The sequence below is a fragment of the Polyangium fumosum genome (assembly GCF_005144585.1).
Classification (GTDB): Bacteria; Myxococcota_A; Polyangia; order Polyangiales; family Polyangiaceae; genus Polyangium; species Polyangium fumosum.
Genome location: NZ_SSMQ01000080.1, coordinates 41,366 through 57,642 on the forward strand (window position 1 = coordinate 41,366; position 16,277 = coordinate 57,642).

Genomic DNA, 16,277 nt, shown 5'->3' on the forward strand with positions numbered 1-16,277 from the left:
CTAGCCGAGCCGCGTCCGGGAGCCAAGAGGCTCGGCGCGTAGCTTTTTGCGCAGCCAAGAAGCCCTTGCGGACCTTGCCTCGGCGCGCGAGGTTGGATAAGAGCACGCGCACCGAAGCTTCTTCTTCGCCCGGATCCACGGGTCACCTTTCGGACCATGCAGGGAAACGAGCTCGTCGCCGTCACGCGGCCCTTTGCCTCCGAGAATCGGGCCCGCAGCATTTATCACGTCGCCTCGACGTTCGGGGTCCTCGCGCTCGCGACGGCCGTGGCCGCGGCCGCGCCGTACAAGCCGCTCCGGATCGTCGGCAGCGTGATCGAGGGCCTCGTGATCGTGCGCGCGTTCATCCTGGCGCACGACTTCCATCACGGCGCGCTCCTGCGCAAGTCCAAGGTGGGCAGCGTGATCTTCGGCCTCTACGGCGCGCTCGTGCTGACGCCGCCGCGGGTCTGGCGGCAGACGCACAACTACCACCACGCGCACACGGCGAAGATCGTGGGCGCGCAGATCGGCTCGTACCCGGTGATGACGGTGGAGATGTGGAAGCGGGCGCCGCGCAGCAAGCGGATCGCGTATGCGCTCGCCCGCCACCCGCTGACGATCCTCTTCGGTTACGTGACGATCTTCCTCGCCGGGATGTGCATCTCGGCGTTCCTGCGCAATCCGAAGGAGAACTGGGATTCGGCGGCGGCGCTCGTGCTGCACGCGGCGCTCGTCGCGACGATCACGTATTTCTTCGGCTGGGAGATGACGCTGCTCGTCCTCGTGGGCCCGCTCTTCATCGCCTGCGCGCTCGGCTCGTATCTCTTTTATGCGCAGCACAACTTCCCGGGCGTGCACATGCAGCCGCGGCAAACCTGGACGTTCGCGCGCGCGGCCGTGGAGTCGTCGAGCTTCATGCGCTGCGGGCCGCTCATGAGTTATTTCACGGGGGACATCGGGTACCACCACGTGCACCACCTGAACGCGGCGATCCCGTTCTACCGGCTGCGCGAGGCGATGGCCGCGATCCCCGAGCTCCAGGTCGAGCCGCAGACGAGCCTGTCGCCGCGCGACATCGTGCAATGCTTCTCGCTGAAGCTCTGGGACCCGCAGGCCGGCAAGATGGTGCCGTACCCGAAGGACGCACCGCCGGAAGAAGTGGCGGAGCCGGCCTGATCGGGCGGGACTAGAGCGCCGACCCGTTCGGCGCTCTGCGAGATCGCGAAGCGAGCTCGCCTCGGGGGGTGAATCGACCGGGCTTTGCCTGGGCGAGAGGGGGACGCGAGGCGTCCCTCTCGGGACAAAAGAGCTAGAACATCGAGCGGTTGTCAAACCGATCGATGTTCTAGCGGGCCATGCGGCGGACGTAGGCCCGGAGCGCCTGCACGTCGGCGTCCGTGAGATCGGTGTTCGAGGGCATCATCATGCTCTTGCCCACGGCGCGGCCGCCCTCGCGGACGATGCGCTCGATCGATTCGTCCTTCGTGGCCGTTTGCCATTCCGGATCGCCGAAATCACGCGGCCGCGGGACGAGGTTCACCGCGGCCGGGCCGTCGCCGCGCCCGTTCACCCCATGGCAGGGGGCGCACCGGAGATCGTAGAGCTTGCGCGTTTCTTCGAGCGCCGCGCCCGTGAGCGCCTGCCGCGGCGCCTCCTGCTCTACGGAGAGCCGCGCGAGCGGGCGGGCATAAGGCATGAACGGCCAGGGGATCCCGACGAGGAGGCACACGACCGCGAGGCCCGCGCCCCACGCTGCGCGCTTGTGCTTGTCGGCGTCGCTCGTGCTTCGACGCACGCGCACGCGGCCCACGTGCGCGCAGGCGAGCGCGAGCACCATCGAGAAGGCGTGCTCCACGAGGAAAAACCGGAGCGCCGAGGAGCGCATCGCGCCCGCCGGATCCTGGAAGGCGAGGTGCGTCATGGGGCTCAGCCACAGGTACATCACGAGGCCGAGCGTGATCTGGAGGTCGAGCGCGGCGACGAAGAAGAGGCCGAGGCGGTCGTGGAAGTGCTTGTACGGGCCGGAACGCGCGCGCGCGCGGGCTGACGCGACGGCGGCGGCGAGGCCGAGCCCGAGGACGATCCAGCGGAGCCACGAGTGGAGCGTGAGGACGATCGGATAGAGCATTCCCGCGGCCGCACCTTGCCACGCGCGCGCCTGTTCTGGAGAGGACGATCGAGCGGACGCGGCGGCGAACGTAGGGCCGATCGAGGCTTCGCCGGGCTTGCAGAGCGGTGGGCGAGAGGCGCAGACTCGCGCCCGCCCGAAGGGGCGCGGAGGGCAGTCGGTGGGACGTTCTATCGAGGTCTCGGCAGGGATCGGGGGCACGACGGTCGTGGCCCGGTGTGCGTCGGAGCAGGCGCTCGAAGCACGCACGATGATCGAGCGGGGGTTCGGCCCGCTCGCCGGGCGAAAGCCGGGGCTCGAAGGCGCGGTGGTCGTGTTCGGCTGGGCCGCCTACCGGCTCGAACGGCGTGAGGGTCAGCTCCTCGTGTGCGAGCCCGACTTCGACGAGGATCCGCGGCGGTTCCGGCCGGACGTGACCGCGTCGCTCCGGGTCGTGGCGCGGCAGGTGGGGCTCGTGAAGATGCTCGGGATCAAGCCGGAGGGGTGCCGCTTCGACGACAAGATCGTCGCGGATCGGGCAGCCCTGCACGCCCCGGCGGTGTACTTGCATCGGACGGGGACCGCGAAGGGCGGGGACTCCGGCTGGTACATGGGCCGCGCGGAGGCCAAGGAAAAACCGTCCCCCGAGGAGCTCGCCGGGTTCATGAGCTGCGGGCTCGTGCGGCTCGGCCGCGAGCGGCTGCTCGACGTGCTGGCGCTGCCCGTCGGGTACATCGCGCGATTCGACGGCGATACGCTCCTCGGGATCGCCGACGCGCGGAGCCGCGAAGTGTATTCACCGAAGCGCGGGCGGGGCTGACCGGCCTCTCGTCCGTGGCGCTTGGCAGGACCTCCGAGGCGCGGTAAGCCGCCGGGCCATGCCGGACTCGATCACGCGCCCGAAGAGACCGTGGACCGTGCTTTTCGTGGCGACCCTCGCCGCGTGCAGCCGCGGCTCCGCGCCGTCGGAGGTCTCCTCGCCGTCGGGTGGTTCGTCGGGGTCGACCGAGGCGGCCGCGGGCGCGCCGGCATCGGCGAACGCGCCGCCGCGGAGGAGCCCGCGGCTCGACGAGCCGCGATGGCAGCGGGCGATGGATGACGATCCGGCGGGGCTTCAGGCGCTCGCGGACGCGCTCGGCGCGGCGGGGCTCGTGGAGGCGCTCGGGGATGGAGGGGCGATCCTGAAGACGGCGCTGCTCGCCTTGCCGCTCGCGGACGACGCGGATCTCGCGCTCGGCGCGCTCGGCAAGCGGGCGCTCGCGGCGACGGACGAGGAGCGCGGGCCCACGCTCGAAGCCGTCCTCGGCGTGGCGGGTCGGCCCGCGACGGCGCGGGAGCCGCTCGATCCGGAGGGCGCGTCGGAGGCGGGCGCGGCCCTGCTCTCGATCGCGGCGAACCCAGCGCTGCCGCGCGAGCACCGGGCGCTCGCGGTCTCGGCCGCGCGGGCGCTCGCCGAAAAGAAGATCCTCGACCCGGCGAAGATCCCCGGCGATCTCGATCCGCCCTGACCCGAAAACCCTGGAAGACCGGGAGCGCCAGGGTTTGGCGCGCCGACCGGGCTTTCCATTCGGGCGGGTAAGCACATTTCTGGCAGCTTCGCGCCCGATATCGAGGCGGGTCCCGCTTGAGTGGACCGGGTTTGCCGGGTGAAGCTCCGTGCATGACAAACGGATGGACCCTTCGCCGCGGGGCCGTGGCGGGGGTTTTCGGAGCGACGCTCCTGGTCTCGTCGAGCGCATTCGCCACGACGTATCAGGTCGGGCCGGGCAAACCCTATACGAGCGTGAAAGCCGTGGCGTCGCTGCTGCAGCCGGGCGACGTGGTGGAGGTCTCTGGGAACACGACGTACGCGGGCGACGTGAAGCTCACGAAGTCGGGGACGAATTCGAACAAGATCACGATCCGGGGCGTGCGCGTGAACGGCAAACGCCCGGTGCTCTCGGGCGGGACGAACACGCTGGAGGTCGGGGCCGACCATTACGTGATCGAGGGCTTCGAGGTGGTGGGGGGCAGCTCGCGTTGCGTGTTCCACCGCGGGCACGACATCACGATCCGGGACACGGCGGTCCACGATTGTCCCTCGCACGGCATCCTCGGGGCGATGGACGGCTCCGGCTCGCTGACGCTCGAATACGTCGAGGTGTACAAGGCGGGGGCAGGCGACAAGCGCCACCCCATTTACATGGACACGGACGAGCACGCGCACCCGGGCGCGGTGTTCCGGATGCAGCATTGCTACGTACATGACGGCCTGGGCGGGCACGCGGTGAAGAGCCGGGCCGAGCGGAACGAGATTTATTACAACTGGATCGAGGGCGCGTATTACCGGGAGCTCGAGCTCGTGGCGCCCGACGGCGAGGCCGAGGACGTGGCGCGCGAGGACGGCGACATCGTGGGGAACGTCTTCCGCAAGACGGGGACGTTTTACACGGTGCGGATCGGGAGCGACGCGACGGGCGGCTCCACGAACGGCCGCTACCGCTTCGTGAACAACACGTTCCTCCTCGCGCAGGGATCGAAGCCGGTGGTGGAGATCTTCTGGGGCATCGAGAGCATCGAGATGCACAACAACGCGTTTTATCGGGTCGGGGGAGGCGCGGTGTCGATCCTGAAGCTCACGGACGTGGAATGGGCGGCGGGCAAGGTGGTGATCGGCGGCCAGAAGAACTGGGTGCCGCAGGGGAGCACGGTGCCGACGCAATGGCAGGGGACGATCCAGGGCACGAATCCGAAATTCGCGGACCTCGCGGCGTTCGATCTGCGCCCCGCGGCGGACAGCCCTTTGCTTGATGCAGGCGCGGCCGCTCCGGCGAGCCCGGCCGGGTTTCCCTTCCCTTCGCCGCTCGTGACGCCGCTGTTTGTGCCGCCGGCGAAGAAGGTCGTGGCGAACGCAGGGCAGCTCGGTCGGGTCCCGGCAGGCGCGATCGATATCGGCGCGTACGAGGGGGCAGGGCTCGGCGGGGGCAAGGAAGAGGCGGGAGCGGAGGCGGAGGCGGAAGCGGAGGCGGAAGCGGAAGCGGGAGCGGAAGCGGGAGCGGGAGCGGATGTCGGCCAGGAAAACGCCGCCGGCATTGCGTGCGCGGTCGGGCCCGGACGAACGACGGGCGCGGCCTGGATGGGCGCGCTCCTTTCGGGGATGGCGCTGCTTTGGGGGAGGCGGCGGCGGGGGTGAGGCTTCGCCCGACTTGCGTTACCGTGACGCCCCCGTGACCACTCCCTACGCGAGCGAGGCGTTCCTCCACCAGATCCTGGCCAAGGCGCAAGCGGCCCAGGCGAGCGACATCCACCTGCGCGTGGGGCAGCCGCCCGGGGCCCGGGTGCACGGAGACATCGTCTACTTCCGCGCCGAGCCCCTCAAGCCCGAGGACACCGAGGCCGTCGCGCGGCTCGTGCTCGCCCGGCGGCCCGCGGTCCTCGGCGCGCTCGGATCGCTCCGCGAGGTCGATGTCTCCTACGAGGCCGAAGGCCTCGGGCGCTTCCGCGTCCACGTCTACCTGCAGCGCGGGACGATCGCCCTCGTCCTGCGGCTGATCCCCGCGAAGATCCCTTCGTTCGAGGCGCTCGGCGTGCCGCCCGCGGCGCGCGGGTTCGCCGACAAGAGCCGCGGGCTCGTGCTCGTCGTGGGCGCCGCGGGGCAAGGCAAGACCACGACGCTCGCGTCGATGCTCGCGCACATCGTCGAGGCGCACCCGCGGCACGTGGTCACCGTCGAGGATCCGATCGAGTTCGTGCACGACGGTGGGCGCGCGACCGTGAGCCAGCGTGAGGTCGGCAGCGACACGGAGTCGTTCGCGTCGGGCGTTCGCGCGGCCCTCCGGCAGGATCCGAACGTGCTGCTCGTCGGCGAGATCCGCGATGCGGCGACGCTGGAGGCCGTGCTGCAAGCGGCCGAGACCGGGCACCTCGTGCTCTCGTCGCTGCCCACGCCGGACGTGGGCCGGACCGTGAGGCGGCTCCTCGCGATGGGCCCGACGCCAGAGGAGACGCGCGAGCGGCTGAGCGCGTGTTTGCAGGGGATCGTGGCGCAACGCCTGCTCCCGCGACGCGAAGGAGGTGGGCTCGTGCTCGCGTCGGAGGTGCTCGTCGCGACGGGCGCGGTGCGCGGCGCGATCGAGCGTCCGGAGGGCAACCCGTCGCTGCGTGAGCTGATGGAGAAGGGCGTGACGCCCTCCGGGATGCAGACGTTCGCGATGCACGTCGAGCGCCTCGTCGCGGAGGGGCTCGTGCATGCGGACGTCGCGCGCGCCGCGACGCAGCTCTAGTCCCGAGGGGGAGTGTTCTAGCCGGCGCGGCGATACGGCATCGGCGGGAACAGATCCTTCATCGCGGCGGGCAGCTCCGAGCGGACGTCCTCGATCTCGCCCGCGGAGACGCTGTCGGCGATGACCTCGCACGTCGCGTAGAGCACGTCCGTCGCGGCCTCGGGCGAGAGCTGGAGCGCGCGGCGCAGCTCCGCCTCGATCGTGTCGGGCGTGATGCCCTTGTTCGAGCCGCCGAGCGTCGCGTCGAGCTGCGGGACGAGCTTCGACGGGAGCTGCGCGAGCAGGTGCTGCGCTTCGTCCTCCGTGAGGCGGCTGCACAGGTTCGAGAGCACGATGAGCAGCGCGCGCTCGGCCTGCTCGCGCGTGGAGAGGCCCGTCTGGCGCATGCAGGCGTGCAGGAGGCGCCCGTACGTGTTTTCCGCGCGCGCGGCGCGGCGCTGGCGCGCGCGTTCGCCGCCGCGGCCCGGCGTCACGCCGGCCGGGCTCGTCGCGCCTGCAGGCTTGAAGCGCGCGGCAATTTCGAGCTGCGTGGTGATGATCGAGCGGGCGGTGTCGAGGTCGACGGCGCGTTCGAGGACGAGGTCGTCGAGCGTGACGATGCCGACGGGCCGGCCCGCTTCGAGCACGGGGACGCGGCGGCAGGCGTGCTCGCGCATGACGCGCACGACGTCTTCGATCGTGTCGTCGATGTCCACGGGGGTGACCTCGTCGCTCATGACGTCGCGCAGGGGCGTCGTGCGCGGGTCGAGGCCGGCCGCCACGACGTCGAGGGCGAGGTCGCGGTCGGTCGCGATGCCGACGAGGCGCTGGTCCTCGACGACCAGGACGGCGCCGACGTGGTTGTCGGCCATGGCACGGGCGGCCTCGTAGGTCGTGGAGCGGGGGTGGAGGACGATCAACCGGGGGCGGCGGTAGCGATCGAGGGACATGGGGCACTCCTCTGCGGTTTTTGCCGAGAAGAACGTGCCAGATCGATGCCAGTCTCCGGGCGCGCGAGGGGGCGCGCTCGGGCGGGCGGGGGTGATGGCTTTTCGCGCGGGCCTTTGTCGGCTACACCGGCCGGCCATGACCGAGGCTCACCCCTTTGCCGCTCCCATCCGCCACGACTGGACCGTGGACGAGGTCGTCGCGATTCACGACCTGCCGTTTTTTGCTTTGATGGACCGCGCGCGTGGTGTGCACCGGGCGCACCACGTCGATGGGGAGGTGCAGCTCTGCACGCTGCTCAGCGTGAAGACGGGCGGCTGCCCCGAGGACTGCGCGTACTGCCCGCAGTCGTCGCACCACGACACGAGCACGTCGCCGGAGAAGATGCTCGACGTCGACGGGGTGCTCGAAGCGGCCGACCGCGCGAAGGCCGCGGGCTCGACGCGCTTTTGCATGGGCGCGGCGTGGCGCGAGGTGAAGGACGGCCCGGCGTTCGACCGGGTGCTCGACATGGTGCGCGGCGTGAAGGAGCGCGGGCTCGAGGCGTGCGTGACGCTCGGGATGCTCACGGAAGAGCAGGCGAAGAAGCTGAAGGACGCGGGGCTCGACGCGTACAACCACAACCTCGACACGTCGCGCGAGCACTACCGCTCGATCATCTCGACGCGCACGTACGACCAGCGGCTCGTGACGCTGCGCAACGTGCGCAAGGCGGGGATCACGGTGTGCTCGGGCGGGATCATCGGGATGGGCGAGTCGGTGCGGGATCGCGCGGCGATGCTGGTCGAACTCGCGCGCCTCACGCCGCACCCGGAGAGCGTGCCGATCAACGCGCTCGTGCGGGTGGCGGGCACGCCGCTCGAGAGCCTGCCGCCGCTCGATCCGGTGGAGTTCGTCCGGATGATCGCGACGGCGCGGATCGTGTTCCCGAAGAGCATGGTGCGTCTGTCGGCGGGCCGAACGGACCTGTCGCGCGAGGCGCAGATGATGTGCCTCTACGTGGGAGCGAACTCGATCTTCTACGGGGACAAGCTGCTCACGACGCCGAACCCGGAGGCGGACGAGGACACGGCGCTCATCCGGGACGCGGGGCTTTCGGCGAGGAAGCCGTCGGTGGGGATGGCGGAGGCGGCGGCGGAGGAGTGAGGGAGGGCGAGGGCCCGCGTGTCAAGCCTTTTGGCGGACACGCGGGCGGCCTGGCGATCGACACATCAGGCCGCAGGGGGCTACCCAGCGGGAGGGGTGGTCAATCAACTCTGGCGACGCAGGATGTGCCCCCGTCGAGTCCACCGGCCGCATCCGCACTTCCACCATCTGCTTCCAAAGACGAGCCCTCACGCCAGCGACGTTCGGAGCATTGGGTGAGCCGCGCCTCGCGGTGCTGCGGTGCGCTTGACCATAATGCCAAGGCCGCCCCGCAGGCAATGAAAGTGGAATACCTGGCGGCAAGGCGCGTCTGCGACAAGTTTGTCGACCAATTGGTGCCTGAAATAGAAGATGCGTGGCTCGCTGAAATTCGAGTGCCCCTTGTAAACGCGCCTATTCCAGCAGCGTGCAACTGATGCCCTATGACACACGGGAAGAGTGTACGAATTTACCTGGCCGATGGAATTTCGACAGGTATCCGCCACGCAGAAATCGTGAATTGGACCGGTCAAGCCATTGCCTGCCCGCGCGCGCGGTTTTCGGAACTCCAACATTGGGCAGAGGTGTCGAGGCCAGGTGTCTACTTTCTGCTCTCGCGACCGACTGGATCTCGTGAGGGGCTCACGTACATCGGTGAGGCGGAGAATGTCCTCGTCCGGTTGAAAGCTCACCTGAAGGAGAAGGAGTTCTGGAATGAGCTCGTCGTATTCTCCAGCAAGGACGAGAACCTTACGAAGTCCCATGTGAAGTTCCTGGAGGCTCGGCTGATCCAGCAGGCCGTCGCAGTCCGTCGCTTCCAGGTGGAGAACGTCGACGGCTCGTCAGCACCAAGCTTGCCTCGCGCCGACCTCGCTGCGATGGAGGAGTTCCTCGAGTACTTGCGCCTCGTCCTTGGCACGCTTGGATACCCGGTGCTGGAGCCGATCGAAGACACTTCTCGACTTGCAATCCAAGGGCTTCAAGCCAAGCCGCCCCCGCTGTCATCGGTGCAGTTTTTCATGAGCGGCAAGTCCTACAATGCTCGGGGACGATTGGTTGATGAAGGATTCTTGCTCCTCAAGGGGTCCGAGGTTGCTGCTGCCCCGGCAGCTAGTATGCCCGGCGTCGTGCGTGAGCTCTGGGAAACTGCCACGGCCACTGGCGATCTCGCGAGCAACGGCACGACCATGGTCGTGCAGAAGAATATGCTGTTCAACTCGCCATCCTACGCCGCGGCATTCGTCACGGGTCAGTCCAGAAACGGACGTAAGGATTGGAAGGCCCAAGATGGCCGAACATTCGGCGAGATAGAGGACGCTGCTACCATGACAATTGTCTAACGTGGCACTGCTGCGCGCGGTGCTTCGCGCTGCGGCTCATCCGTGCGTTGGGCGCCGGAAACCAAAGAGAAGATCATGTCGCTCACCGGTGGTTGTTTCTGCGGAAAAGTTCGATACCAGATCGATGCTCCGCTTGGACCCGGGCGCTGTTGCCATTGCTCGCGTTGCAGAAAAGCATTCAGCGGGACGGGGTCTGCTTATGCTGAAGTCGTGCCGGGGTCCTTCTCGTGGCTCAGCGGGGAAGACAATCTCACCTCCTATGAAACGACGCCGGGATGGGGCATGGGCTTCTGCCGGACCTGCGGAAGTACGCTGTGCGGCATGTCCGGAGCGAAGGTGCACGGCGTGACGCTCGGCAGCGTGGATGGAGATCCCGGCGTTCAGATCGAGATGCATATCTTCGTCGGTTCGAAGGCGCCCTGGGATCACATCGGGGGAGATGCCCCTCAGTACGACGCGTTTCCTCCCCAGATGCCGCCGAACGGATGAGCGGCACATCCAGCCATGGAAAATGGGCGTTTCACGACAAGGGCGGCGGTCTGAAGGCGACTGGCGCCGGCGCCCATTTCACTCCGGCGGGTGCTCGTCACTGAATCCCCGTCTCGTTCGCCGGACGTCCCGAGCGGCGCGATGAAGTACGTCTTTTTCTTCCTCCTGCTGGCTCTCGCGCAAGGCGTATGCGTGGCGCTGCTCGCGCATCCCGCGCGTCATCTCCTGCTGTGGCCCGCCCTCTCCTGTGTCGTGCTCGCCTACGCGTACGCGAGAAATCGCCCGCATCTGGTCCTCGGGAAGTCGAGCGACGGACGCATCTCCTGGTTTTGGACGACGCTGAACCTCCCGTGGTTGTTCTTTACCTGGACGACCTGGATCGTCCTCGCGGTCTTTTCTCGGGAGCCGCGGGTGAGCCGGCTCGAAGGGACGAACATCCACCTCGGTCGTTGGCCGCTCCTCGGGCCAGACTTGTCGAGGTTCGACGTCGTGGTGGACCTCGCGGCCGAGCTGCCGCGCTGGTACCGTTTCGCCCATCGATACGAAGCGCTCCCGAATCTCGACGGCATGCCGCTGGTGCACGACATGCCCCGCGTGGAGATCGGCCCCGATACCGTGGTGCTGGTGCACTGTGCTCAGGGGCATGGCCGCACGGCTTCCTTCGTCGCGCTTCTTCTGTGCCGTAGGGGCATCACGAGCACGGTCGAGGAGGCGATCGCGTTGATCCACGACGGTCGCCCGCTGGCGAGAATGTCTCGCTCGCAAAGGAGGGCCGTGGTGGCGAAGTTGAACGTTCAGCCGCCGGCCGACGACGCCGGCCGCGAAGAAGAGAAAGGGGCACGCGAATGAGAACATATCAAGCATGGATCCTCGCTGGTCTGGCGCTGTTCGGGTGCGGGGGAACGGAGGGGACGGAGGGGACGGAGGGAATGGGAACCACGCAGGGGACGACCCTCACGCTGGCGCACGAGCCCCTGACGCTCGACGAGCCCGCCACGGCGCACATCACGCTGTGGGGCTACGATTCCAGGCTCGCCGACGCGAAACCGCCTGCTCGAGTCAGGGGGATGGTGCGACGAGGATCCGGGCCTGGTAGAGCGTGAGGAGGAGGTCGTCGGGGAGACGTACGCCCTTGTCGTGCGCCAGCCGAGCCTGGTTCTCCGCGACGGTCTGGTCGCCCCGGAAGTCGCAGAGGACCTCTTGAAGCTCCAGCGGTAGAAAGAGGGTTTCATAGCGGCTGTGGCTCCTCACGTACATGCCGCCGTCCCCGGGGATGCAGACCATAGCTGCGTTCATCACGAGGCGGTCGGGCAAGGTCGGCGCCGTGGCCTGCCGGTAAGCTCGGACCGCTTCGTCGAGCAGAGCTCGGCCATCGCCATTGTTTGCAATGGCCTCGAATTCATGGCGGTCGATGGCGGCGACGTGCTCGTGGCAGCGGAGATAGAGCTCCTCCTCGCGTCCTTCCCACTCGCTCCAGCACACGGAATAGTGGGCAGGCGGCCGGTCTTCGAGGTCCTCCAGGGTGAGCTCGCCGGGCGTCGCCTCGGGCTCGCGGAGTTGCGGCGCGACGCGCTGGAGGGCGTGCTCGGCGAGCCTGCGCTCCACGTGAGAGAGGTAGCTGCGCATGGCCGTCCAGAAATTCGCGCCATCCGCGCCTGCCGAATAACGGCAGAAGAAGGTGGAGCAAATCGAATCACGGTGCCGCCATACGGTGCAAAGGCCGCTCTCGACCTCGTAATAGGGACAGCGCAGCACGAGCGATCGGCCAAAGCTCGTGCGGCGGGTGGCCTTCAGCAGGAGCTGCGTCTTTTCGGGAGGCGAGATCCATTGCGGCGTCACGCCGGAGCGCGCGGCGATCTTGGCGCGGATGCGGCGGCGGCCCTCGTCCATGTCAGGGCTGTCGTCAGACAGGATCGCGCCGACGAGATAGTTGGGGAGCCTGGGGTGAAAGCTGCAGCATTTGACATCGGGACGAAAATGGATGGCGCCTGGCAAGGCATGGCCGCCCTCAGCGGGCGAGGCCATGGCACAGCGGTCGCACGTGGCCTTGTCTTCCCGGGGCGCAGGCTTGGTGAAGAACGAGGGCAGGAAGCTCCAGTAAACTGGAGGGAAAACGCTGCGCAGCGTTTCGCTCATGGGACTCCCTCCATGGCGTCGCGTGGAACATTGGGCCTTGGAGACTCGAGCCGCGAGGCCGCCTCTCTCTGCTTGCGCGCCGTCTCCAGGATATCCCGCGCCTGGGTCACCTCCAGGAGCAGCTCCTCTATCGGCGGGTAGTTGTCGTCCCGCTCGATGATCACGCCCTTGATGTCGGTCCGCAGCGCGAGCGCCCGAAGCACGTCCCAGCTCCCCTCTTCGACCGCATGGGAGTGCGAATCGAAGAGCAGCCCGTCCGCCCGAACGCCGCCGGCCATGTGCACCTGGATGACCCTGTCGAGTGGTATCTGTTCGAGGAAGTGAATGGGATCATAACCATGGTTGGTCGCGTTGGTGTACAGGTTGGTCGCATCGAGGAGGAGCCCGCAACCCGTGCGCTCCACGATTTCGTTCAAGAGATCCGCCTGGGAGAGCTCGCCTCCAGGGATGTCGAAGAAATAGGTTATATTCTCGACAATCAACAGCTTGCCCGTATGGTCCTGTACGGTCGAGATGTTGCGCACGACGCTCTCGAGGCTCTTTCGGGTGAGCGCGACCGGCGAGAGGTGTCCGAGATCGATGCCTGGTGCGGAGGTGACCGCTAGATGATCGCTGTAGTAGGGAGCGCCGGTCACTTCGAGAACTCTCTTGATACACCGCAGGTATTCCGTCGTAGGCGGCGCCGTCGAACCGACCGAGAGCTGGAGCCCGTGCGGCACGCAGGGCAGGAGGACACGGAGCGCCGCGAGCTCGTCGAGCTGGCGCGGCGTCATGAAATGCTCCGTCGTGACCTCGATGAAATCGATGGAGCTCCGATGCGCCAGGATGTCTGATTTCATGCGGCGCCGAAATCCGAGGCCGGAGCCGAGGTGGGGGATCGCATGCGTGGAGGACTGCGACATTGCTTTAGCTCCTGAGAATCCCCATCGACGCCATGTGTCCCAGCGCCTGAATCAGATCCTCCGTGAGGCCTTCGATGGCAAGCTGATGTTCGAGCGCAGCGACGATGCTTCGTACGGTCCTCACGCCGTCGCACAGGTCGAGCAGGCTCCCCAGAGCCTGGTTCACCTCGAAGACGCGCGGAGAGGAAGACCCTGCCAGATGTTGGAATACGATCCAACCCGGGGCCTCTTCGATGCGGCTGGGGAGCTCATCGTGTCGCAGCGAGGCGACGATGTCCGTGATGTTGTACTCGAATTCGCCAAAATAAACGCCGCTCTTCACGGCGGGGCAGGCGGCCATTGGAATGTCGCCGGCGGGCGCCCCTGCGTCCTCGACGTCCTCGTCCGCTCGCGTCGGGGGGAACCCGGCTGCGCAAAAGAGGCGCTCATACCGGGCGAGCTCCGCGGCGTATGTCGGGACATCCTCGTCCCCCCGGAGCGCCTCTTCCAGAAACGTGCCAAAGTCGACGAGGTACTCCTGCGTGGAGGCATGAGGTCTCGCCGGGAAGAGCTGGTAAAATCGATCGGTATAACGATCCATTGCAGCGGGGACGAGGCGGCCAGAGAGCGCGTAGTTCTCCAGGACCCGCTCGAGTCGCTTTCCCTTCAAAGAGGCTGCGAACGTTTCGAGCATGTCGCGGTCGATCTCCGTGACAGCCCGGCTCTCTTCAGGCGAGAGCGCGTACATGGGGAGCGTCTTTTCTGGAGCGATCTGGGCCAACATCCGAAAACAATCGTCCGTGTACAGGCGGACGAGGTAATGCTGCATCTCGCTCAGGCTCACGAGCCACCTCTTCCAGTTCGGAGGAGGAACGAGCGGCTGCATCCTCATGGTGTCGCGCAACGCATTGTGCGGCAGGTCCAGGGCGCAGCCGCTCCCCTCACGACGCTACGCTAGCTCCCTTTCAACTGTTGAACGACTTGCATTTACACTCGCACTTGCAGGATTCCCAGTCGAGTGTCTTCTGCGTCCCTGCCGCAGCGTTCACCTTGGTCGAGACCTCTTTGATCTGGAAAATGCTCTTGTGCGTGGCCATGTGGATGCCTTCCTTTGAAATGCGCGATTCATTTCGCGAATTCGTAGGTGCATTCGATTCATCGAGCCGTCGCCTGTTTCGTCAAGGACGAAGGCAGCCTCATCCTCCGAAATTTTCGGGGCACGGATGCGGTGCTTGTTCCCAAGTTTTACGATTGGTTGGGCGCCTGGCCTCGACGGCTTTTGCCGATAGGGATCCTCCGTAGGCCTTCATGGCCGCCCTTCTTGAAGGACGGCCTCGGCGGCCTCCTCGGGAACGGCAGCGAGCGGCGGCTCTCACGGCGGGTGCGCGAGGTTCGTGCAGCCGGGTGGGCCGCTTCGCGTCGAGCACGTCGCTGAGGGTGCGAGGCAGCTCGGACATGAGACGCCGCGACGCTCGTCATCTTCGATTCCTGAGGCCCGGATCGCGCGCCGGGCCTCGCGGCGCCCGTCGGGCTCGGGTTGCTAGAGCATCGAACGGTTCGATGCTCTGCGAGATCGCGAAGCGAGCTCGCCTCGGGGAACAGTTCTGATCATCCTGACCCGGGGTCGCCAACCCCGCGGATCTTGGCTGGATCTCGACAGACAGAGGGGTCCCCCGCCGCGAGCGTGGTGCCCTTTCCGCCGCCCTTTCCTTCGTACGGGCCTGCTCGGCGCCCATCCGGGGAGCCAGCTCGGGAATCGCCTCATGGAGCGGACGGCACTCCTTGAGCCCGAGCTCGGCCGCCGTGCGTGCGGCACGTCGGTAGCGGTTGATCATGTCGCTTGACTTGTGCCCCGTTCGGTCCTGCACCCACGCCTCCGTCCGTCCGTTCGCGAGCGCCAGCGTGACGAATGTCGCCCGCGTGTCGTGCAGCCGGATCCGCATCCTCGTCTCCGTCCGCGCGAACAGCTCCGGCCGGCGAACGCCTGCCAGCTCCAGATGTCCGCGGAACCGGCCGGCAGTGTCGCTCATGGCAAGCCGCTGTCCCTTCTGGCTTCCTTCGTCGTACACGAAGACGGGCGCGTCTCCTGACACGCGCACGCCTCTCGCCGCGCAGTGATCTCTCCAGGCGCGCAACGCAGCGACGACCCCAGGCGACAATGCCCACGCGCGGGGCTCGTCCGTCTTGTTCACGTCGAGCACGATCACTCCGAGGTCCAGGTCAATGTCGGACCACCTCGTGTGGAGGGCTTCCGTGCGGCGCATCCCTTCCCGATGAAGGAAGCCGTAAAACAACCGCCATTCAAGCGGAACCTGCGTGCAGCCCAGCAACGTCGCGTCCTCGTCGGGATAGAGCCAGCCCTTCGCTTTTCCTGTCTGATACCGCGGCACGAATCCCCGCGGGAGCGGATGCACGGCGATATGGCGCAGGGGAAGGACCGCCAGCGAGCAGATCCGATACACGAGTTGCGCGACGGAGCGCCGCGAGTTCGGCGCGAGACTCGCGGGCAGGCTCCGCATCACGGCTTCCGCGTGGTCGAGAGTGAACTTGTCGATCGCCACGTCCCCGACCATCGGATAGACGTACCTGTCGAGCACGTACCTGTTGGTTCTTGCACTTCGTCGTCGCTTGACTCGGTCGGGATGAAGATCCGCCAGTTCGCCGCTCGTCCACCGCCTGCCGATTTCCTCGATCGTCGGCGTGCGGTTCTTCTGTACCACCTGCCCTGACGCGATCATGTCCACGGCTTTGCGCACCTCGTCCAGCGCCTTCCCGTCACGCACCGCAGCGCGCTTGATGATGTCCGGTGCGATGTCGTCGCGTCCGCATTTGCGGAGCTTCGCGGCCAATTCCGCCAAAATGGCGAGGCGAGACATCGCGCTTGCCTCGTCCTTGCAGGTATCGAGCATGAAGCTCTGCCGCTTCTTCGCTCCGATCGTGAGCCGCGCGAACCACTTGCCGCGCCGCTCGTAAACGTTGCCTGTTGCTACCCTGGGCATGTTCCAAACTCCAATCAATGACGATGCAG

General features: G+C 67.1%; 15 protein-coding genes. 9 read left to right on the forward strand and 6 right to left on the reverse strand.

From position 1 onward, the window contains the following. Positions 1-156 precede the first annotated feature (156 nt). Positions 157-1,158 carry a fatty acid desaturase family protein gene (locus tag E8A74_RS43930; protein ID WP_136935136.1) on the forward strand — a complete coding sequence of 334 codons (1,002 nt, stop codon included), beginning with the start codon at positions 157-159 and terminating at the stop codon, positions 1,156-1,158. 169 nt (positions 1,159-1,327) lie between these two features. On the opposite strand, the gene E8A74_RS43935 is transcribed toward E8A74_RS43930, so the two are convergent. After that, complete coding sequence (locus tag E8A74_RS43935) at positions 1,328-2,110, reverse strand: c-type cytochrome (RefSeq protein WP_136935137.1); 783 nt, start codon at positions 2,108-2,110, stop codon at positions 1,328-1,330. 160 nt (positions 2,111-2,270) lie between these two features. On the opposite strand from E8A74_RS43935, the gene E8A74_RS43940 reads away from it, so the two are divergent. The 4 genes from E8A74_RS43940 (at position 2,271) to E8A74_RS43955 (ending at position 6,351) form a co-directional block, all read left to right on the forward strand. Then, a complete protein-coding gene (locus tag E8A74_RS43940; protein ID WP_136935138.1) occupies positions 2,271-2,909 on the forward strand; it encodes an immunity protein Imm33 domain-containing protein in 639 nt (212 codons plus the stop codon). A 58-nt stretch (positions 2,910-2,967) separates the two neighbouring features. Next, positions 2,968-3,597 (forward strand): thiamine biosynthesis protein, encoded by a 630-nt coding sequence (locus tag E8A74_RS43945; protein ID WP_136935139.1) that lies wholly within the window; start codon positions 2,968-2,970, stop codon positions 3,595-3,597. Between the two features lie 152 nt (positions 3,598-3,749). After that, on the forward strand, positions 3,750-5,261 hold the full coding sequence (locus tag E8A74_RS43950; protein WP_136935140.1) for a hypothetical protein: 1,512 nt from the start codon (positions 3,750-3,752) through the stop codon (positions 5,259-5,261). Between the two features lie 34 nt (positions 5,262-5,295). Next, positions 5,296-6,351, forward strand: coding sequence for a type IV pilus twitching motility protein PilT (locus E8A74_RS43955; RefSeq protein WP_136935141.1), 1,056 nt, complete (start codon positions 5,296-5,298; stop codon positions 6,349-6,351). A 17-nt stretch (positions 6,352-6,368) separates the two neighbouring features. On the opposite strand, the gene E8A74_RS43960 is transcribed toward E8A74_RS43955, so the two are convergent. Continuing rightward, positions 6,369-7,280: a CBS domain-containing protein gene (locus E8A74_RS43960; protein WP_136935142.1), complete on the reverse strand. Its 912-nt coding sequence runs from the start codon at positions 7,278-7,280 to the stop codon at positions 6,369-6,371. A 136-nt stretch (positions 7,281-7,416) separates the two neighbouring features. Between E8A74_RS43960 and bioB the strand changes: the two genes are divergently transcribed. From bioB to E8A74_RS43980, 4 genes are all read left to right on the forward strand, one after another. Next, positions 7,417-8,424, forward strand: a complete 1,008-nt coding sequence (gene bioB / locus E8A74_RS43965) for a biotin synthase BioB (RefSeq protein WP_136935143.1) — start codon at positions 7,417-7,419, stop codon at positions 8,422-8,424. A gap of 659 nt (positions 8,425-9,083) precedes the next feature. Continuing rightward, positions 9,084-9,743: a GIY-YIG nuclease family protein gene (locus E8A74_RS43970; RefSeq protein ID WP_170229841.1), complete on the forward strand. Its 660-nt coding sequence runs from the start codon at positions 9,084-9,086 to the stop codon at positions 9,741-9,743. Positions 9,744-9,818: 75 nt separating this feature from the next. Continuing rightward, positions 9,819-10,232 carry a GFA family protein gene (locus tag E8A74_RS43975; protein ID WP_136935145.1) on the forward strand — a complete coding sequence of 138 codons (414 nt, stop codon included), beginning with the start codon at positions 9,819-9,821 and terminating at the stop codon, positions 10,230-10,232. A 141-nt stretch (positions 10,233-10,373) separates the two neighbouring features. Beyond that, the gene (locus E8A74_RS43980; RefSeq protein ID WP_136935146.1) at positions 10,374-11,081 is read left to right on the forward strand and encodes a phosphatase domain-containing protein; all 708 of its coding nucleotides are present in this window, start codon (positions 10,374-10,376) and stop codon (positions 11,079-11,081) included. Positions 11,082-11,291: 210 nt separating this feature from the next. Here the strand turns inward: E8A74_RS43980 and E8A74_RS43985 are convergent, their stop codons facing one another. From E8A74_RS43985 to E8A74_RS44000, 4 genes are all read right to left on the reverse strand, one after another. Further along, on the reverse strand, positions 11,292-12,368 hold the full coding sequence (locus E8A74_RS43985) for a hypothetical protein (RefSeq protein WP_136935147.1): 1,077 nt from the start codon (positions 12,366-12,368) through the stop codon (positions 11,292-11,294). After that, on the reverse strand, positions 12,365-13,270 hold the full coding sequence (locus E8A74_RS43990; protein WP_136935148.1) for an MbnB/TglH/ChrH family RiPP precursor modification enzyme: 906 nt from the start codon (positions 13,268-13,270) through the stop codon (positions 12,365-12,367). The genes E8A74_RS43985 and E8A74_RS43990 overlap by 4 nt, the downstream gene beginning before the upstream one ends. Positions 13,271-13,274: 4 nt before the next feature. After that, the gene (locus E8A74_RS43995) at positions 13,275-14,093 is read right to left on the reverse strand and encodes a hypothetical protein (RefSeq protein WP_136935149.1); all 819 of its coding nucleotides are present in this window, start codon (positions 14,091-14,093) and stop codon (positions 13,275-13,277) included. Positions 14,094-14,724: 631 nt separating this feature from the next. After that, on the reverse strand, positions 14,725-16,277 hold a 1,553-nt coding region (locus E8A74_RS44000; protein WP_211365601.1), incomplete at its 5' end, for a tyrosine-type recombinase/integrase.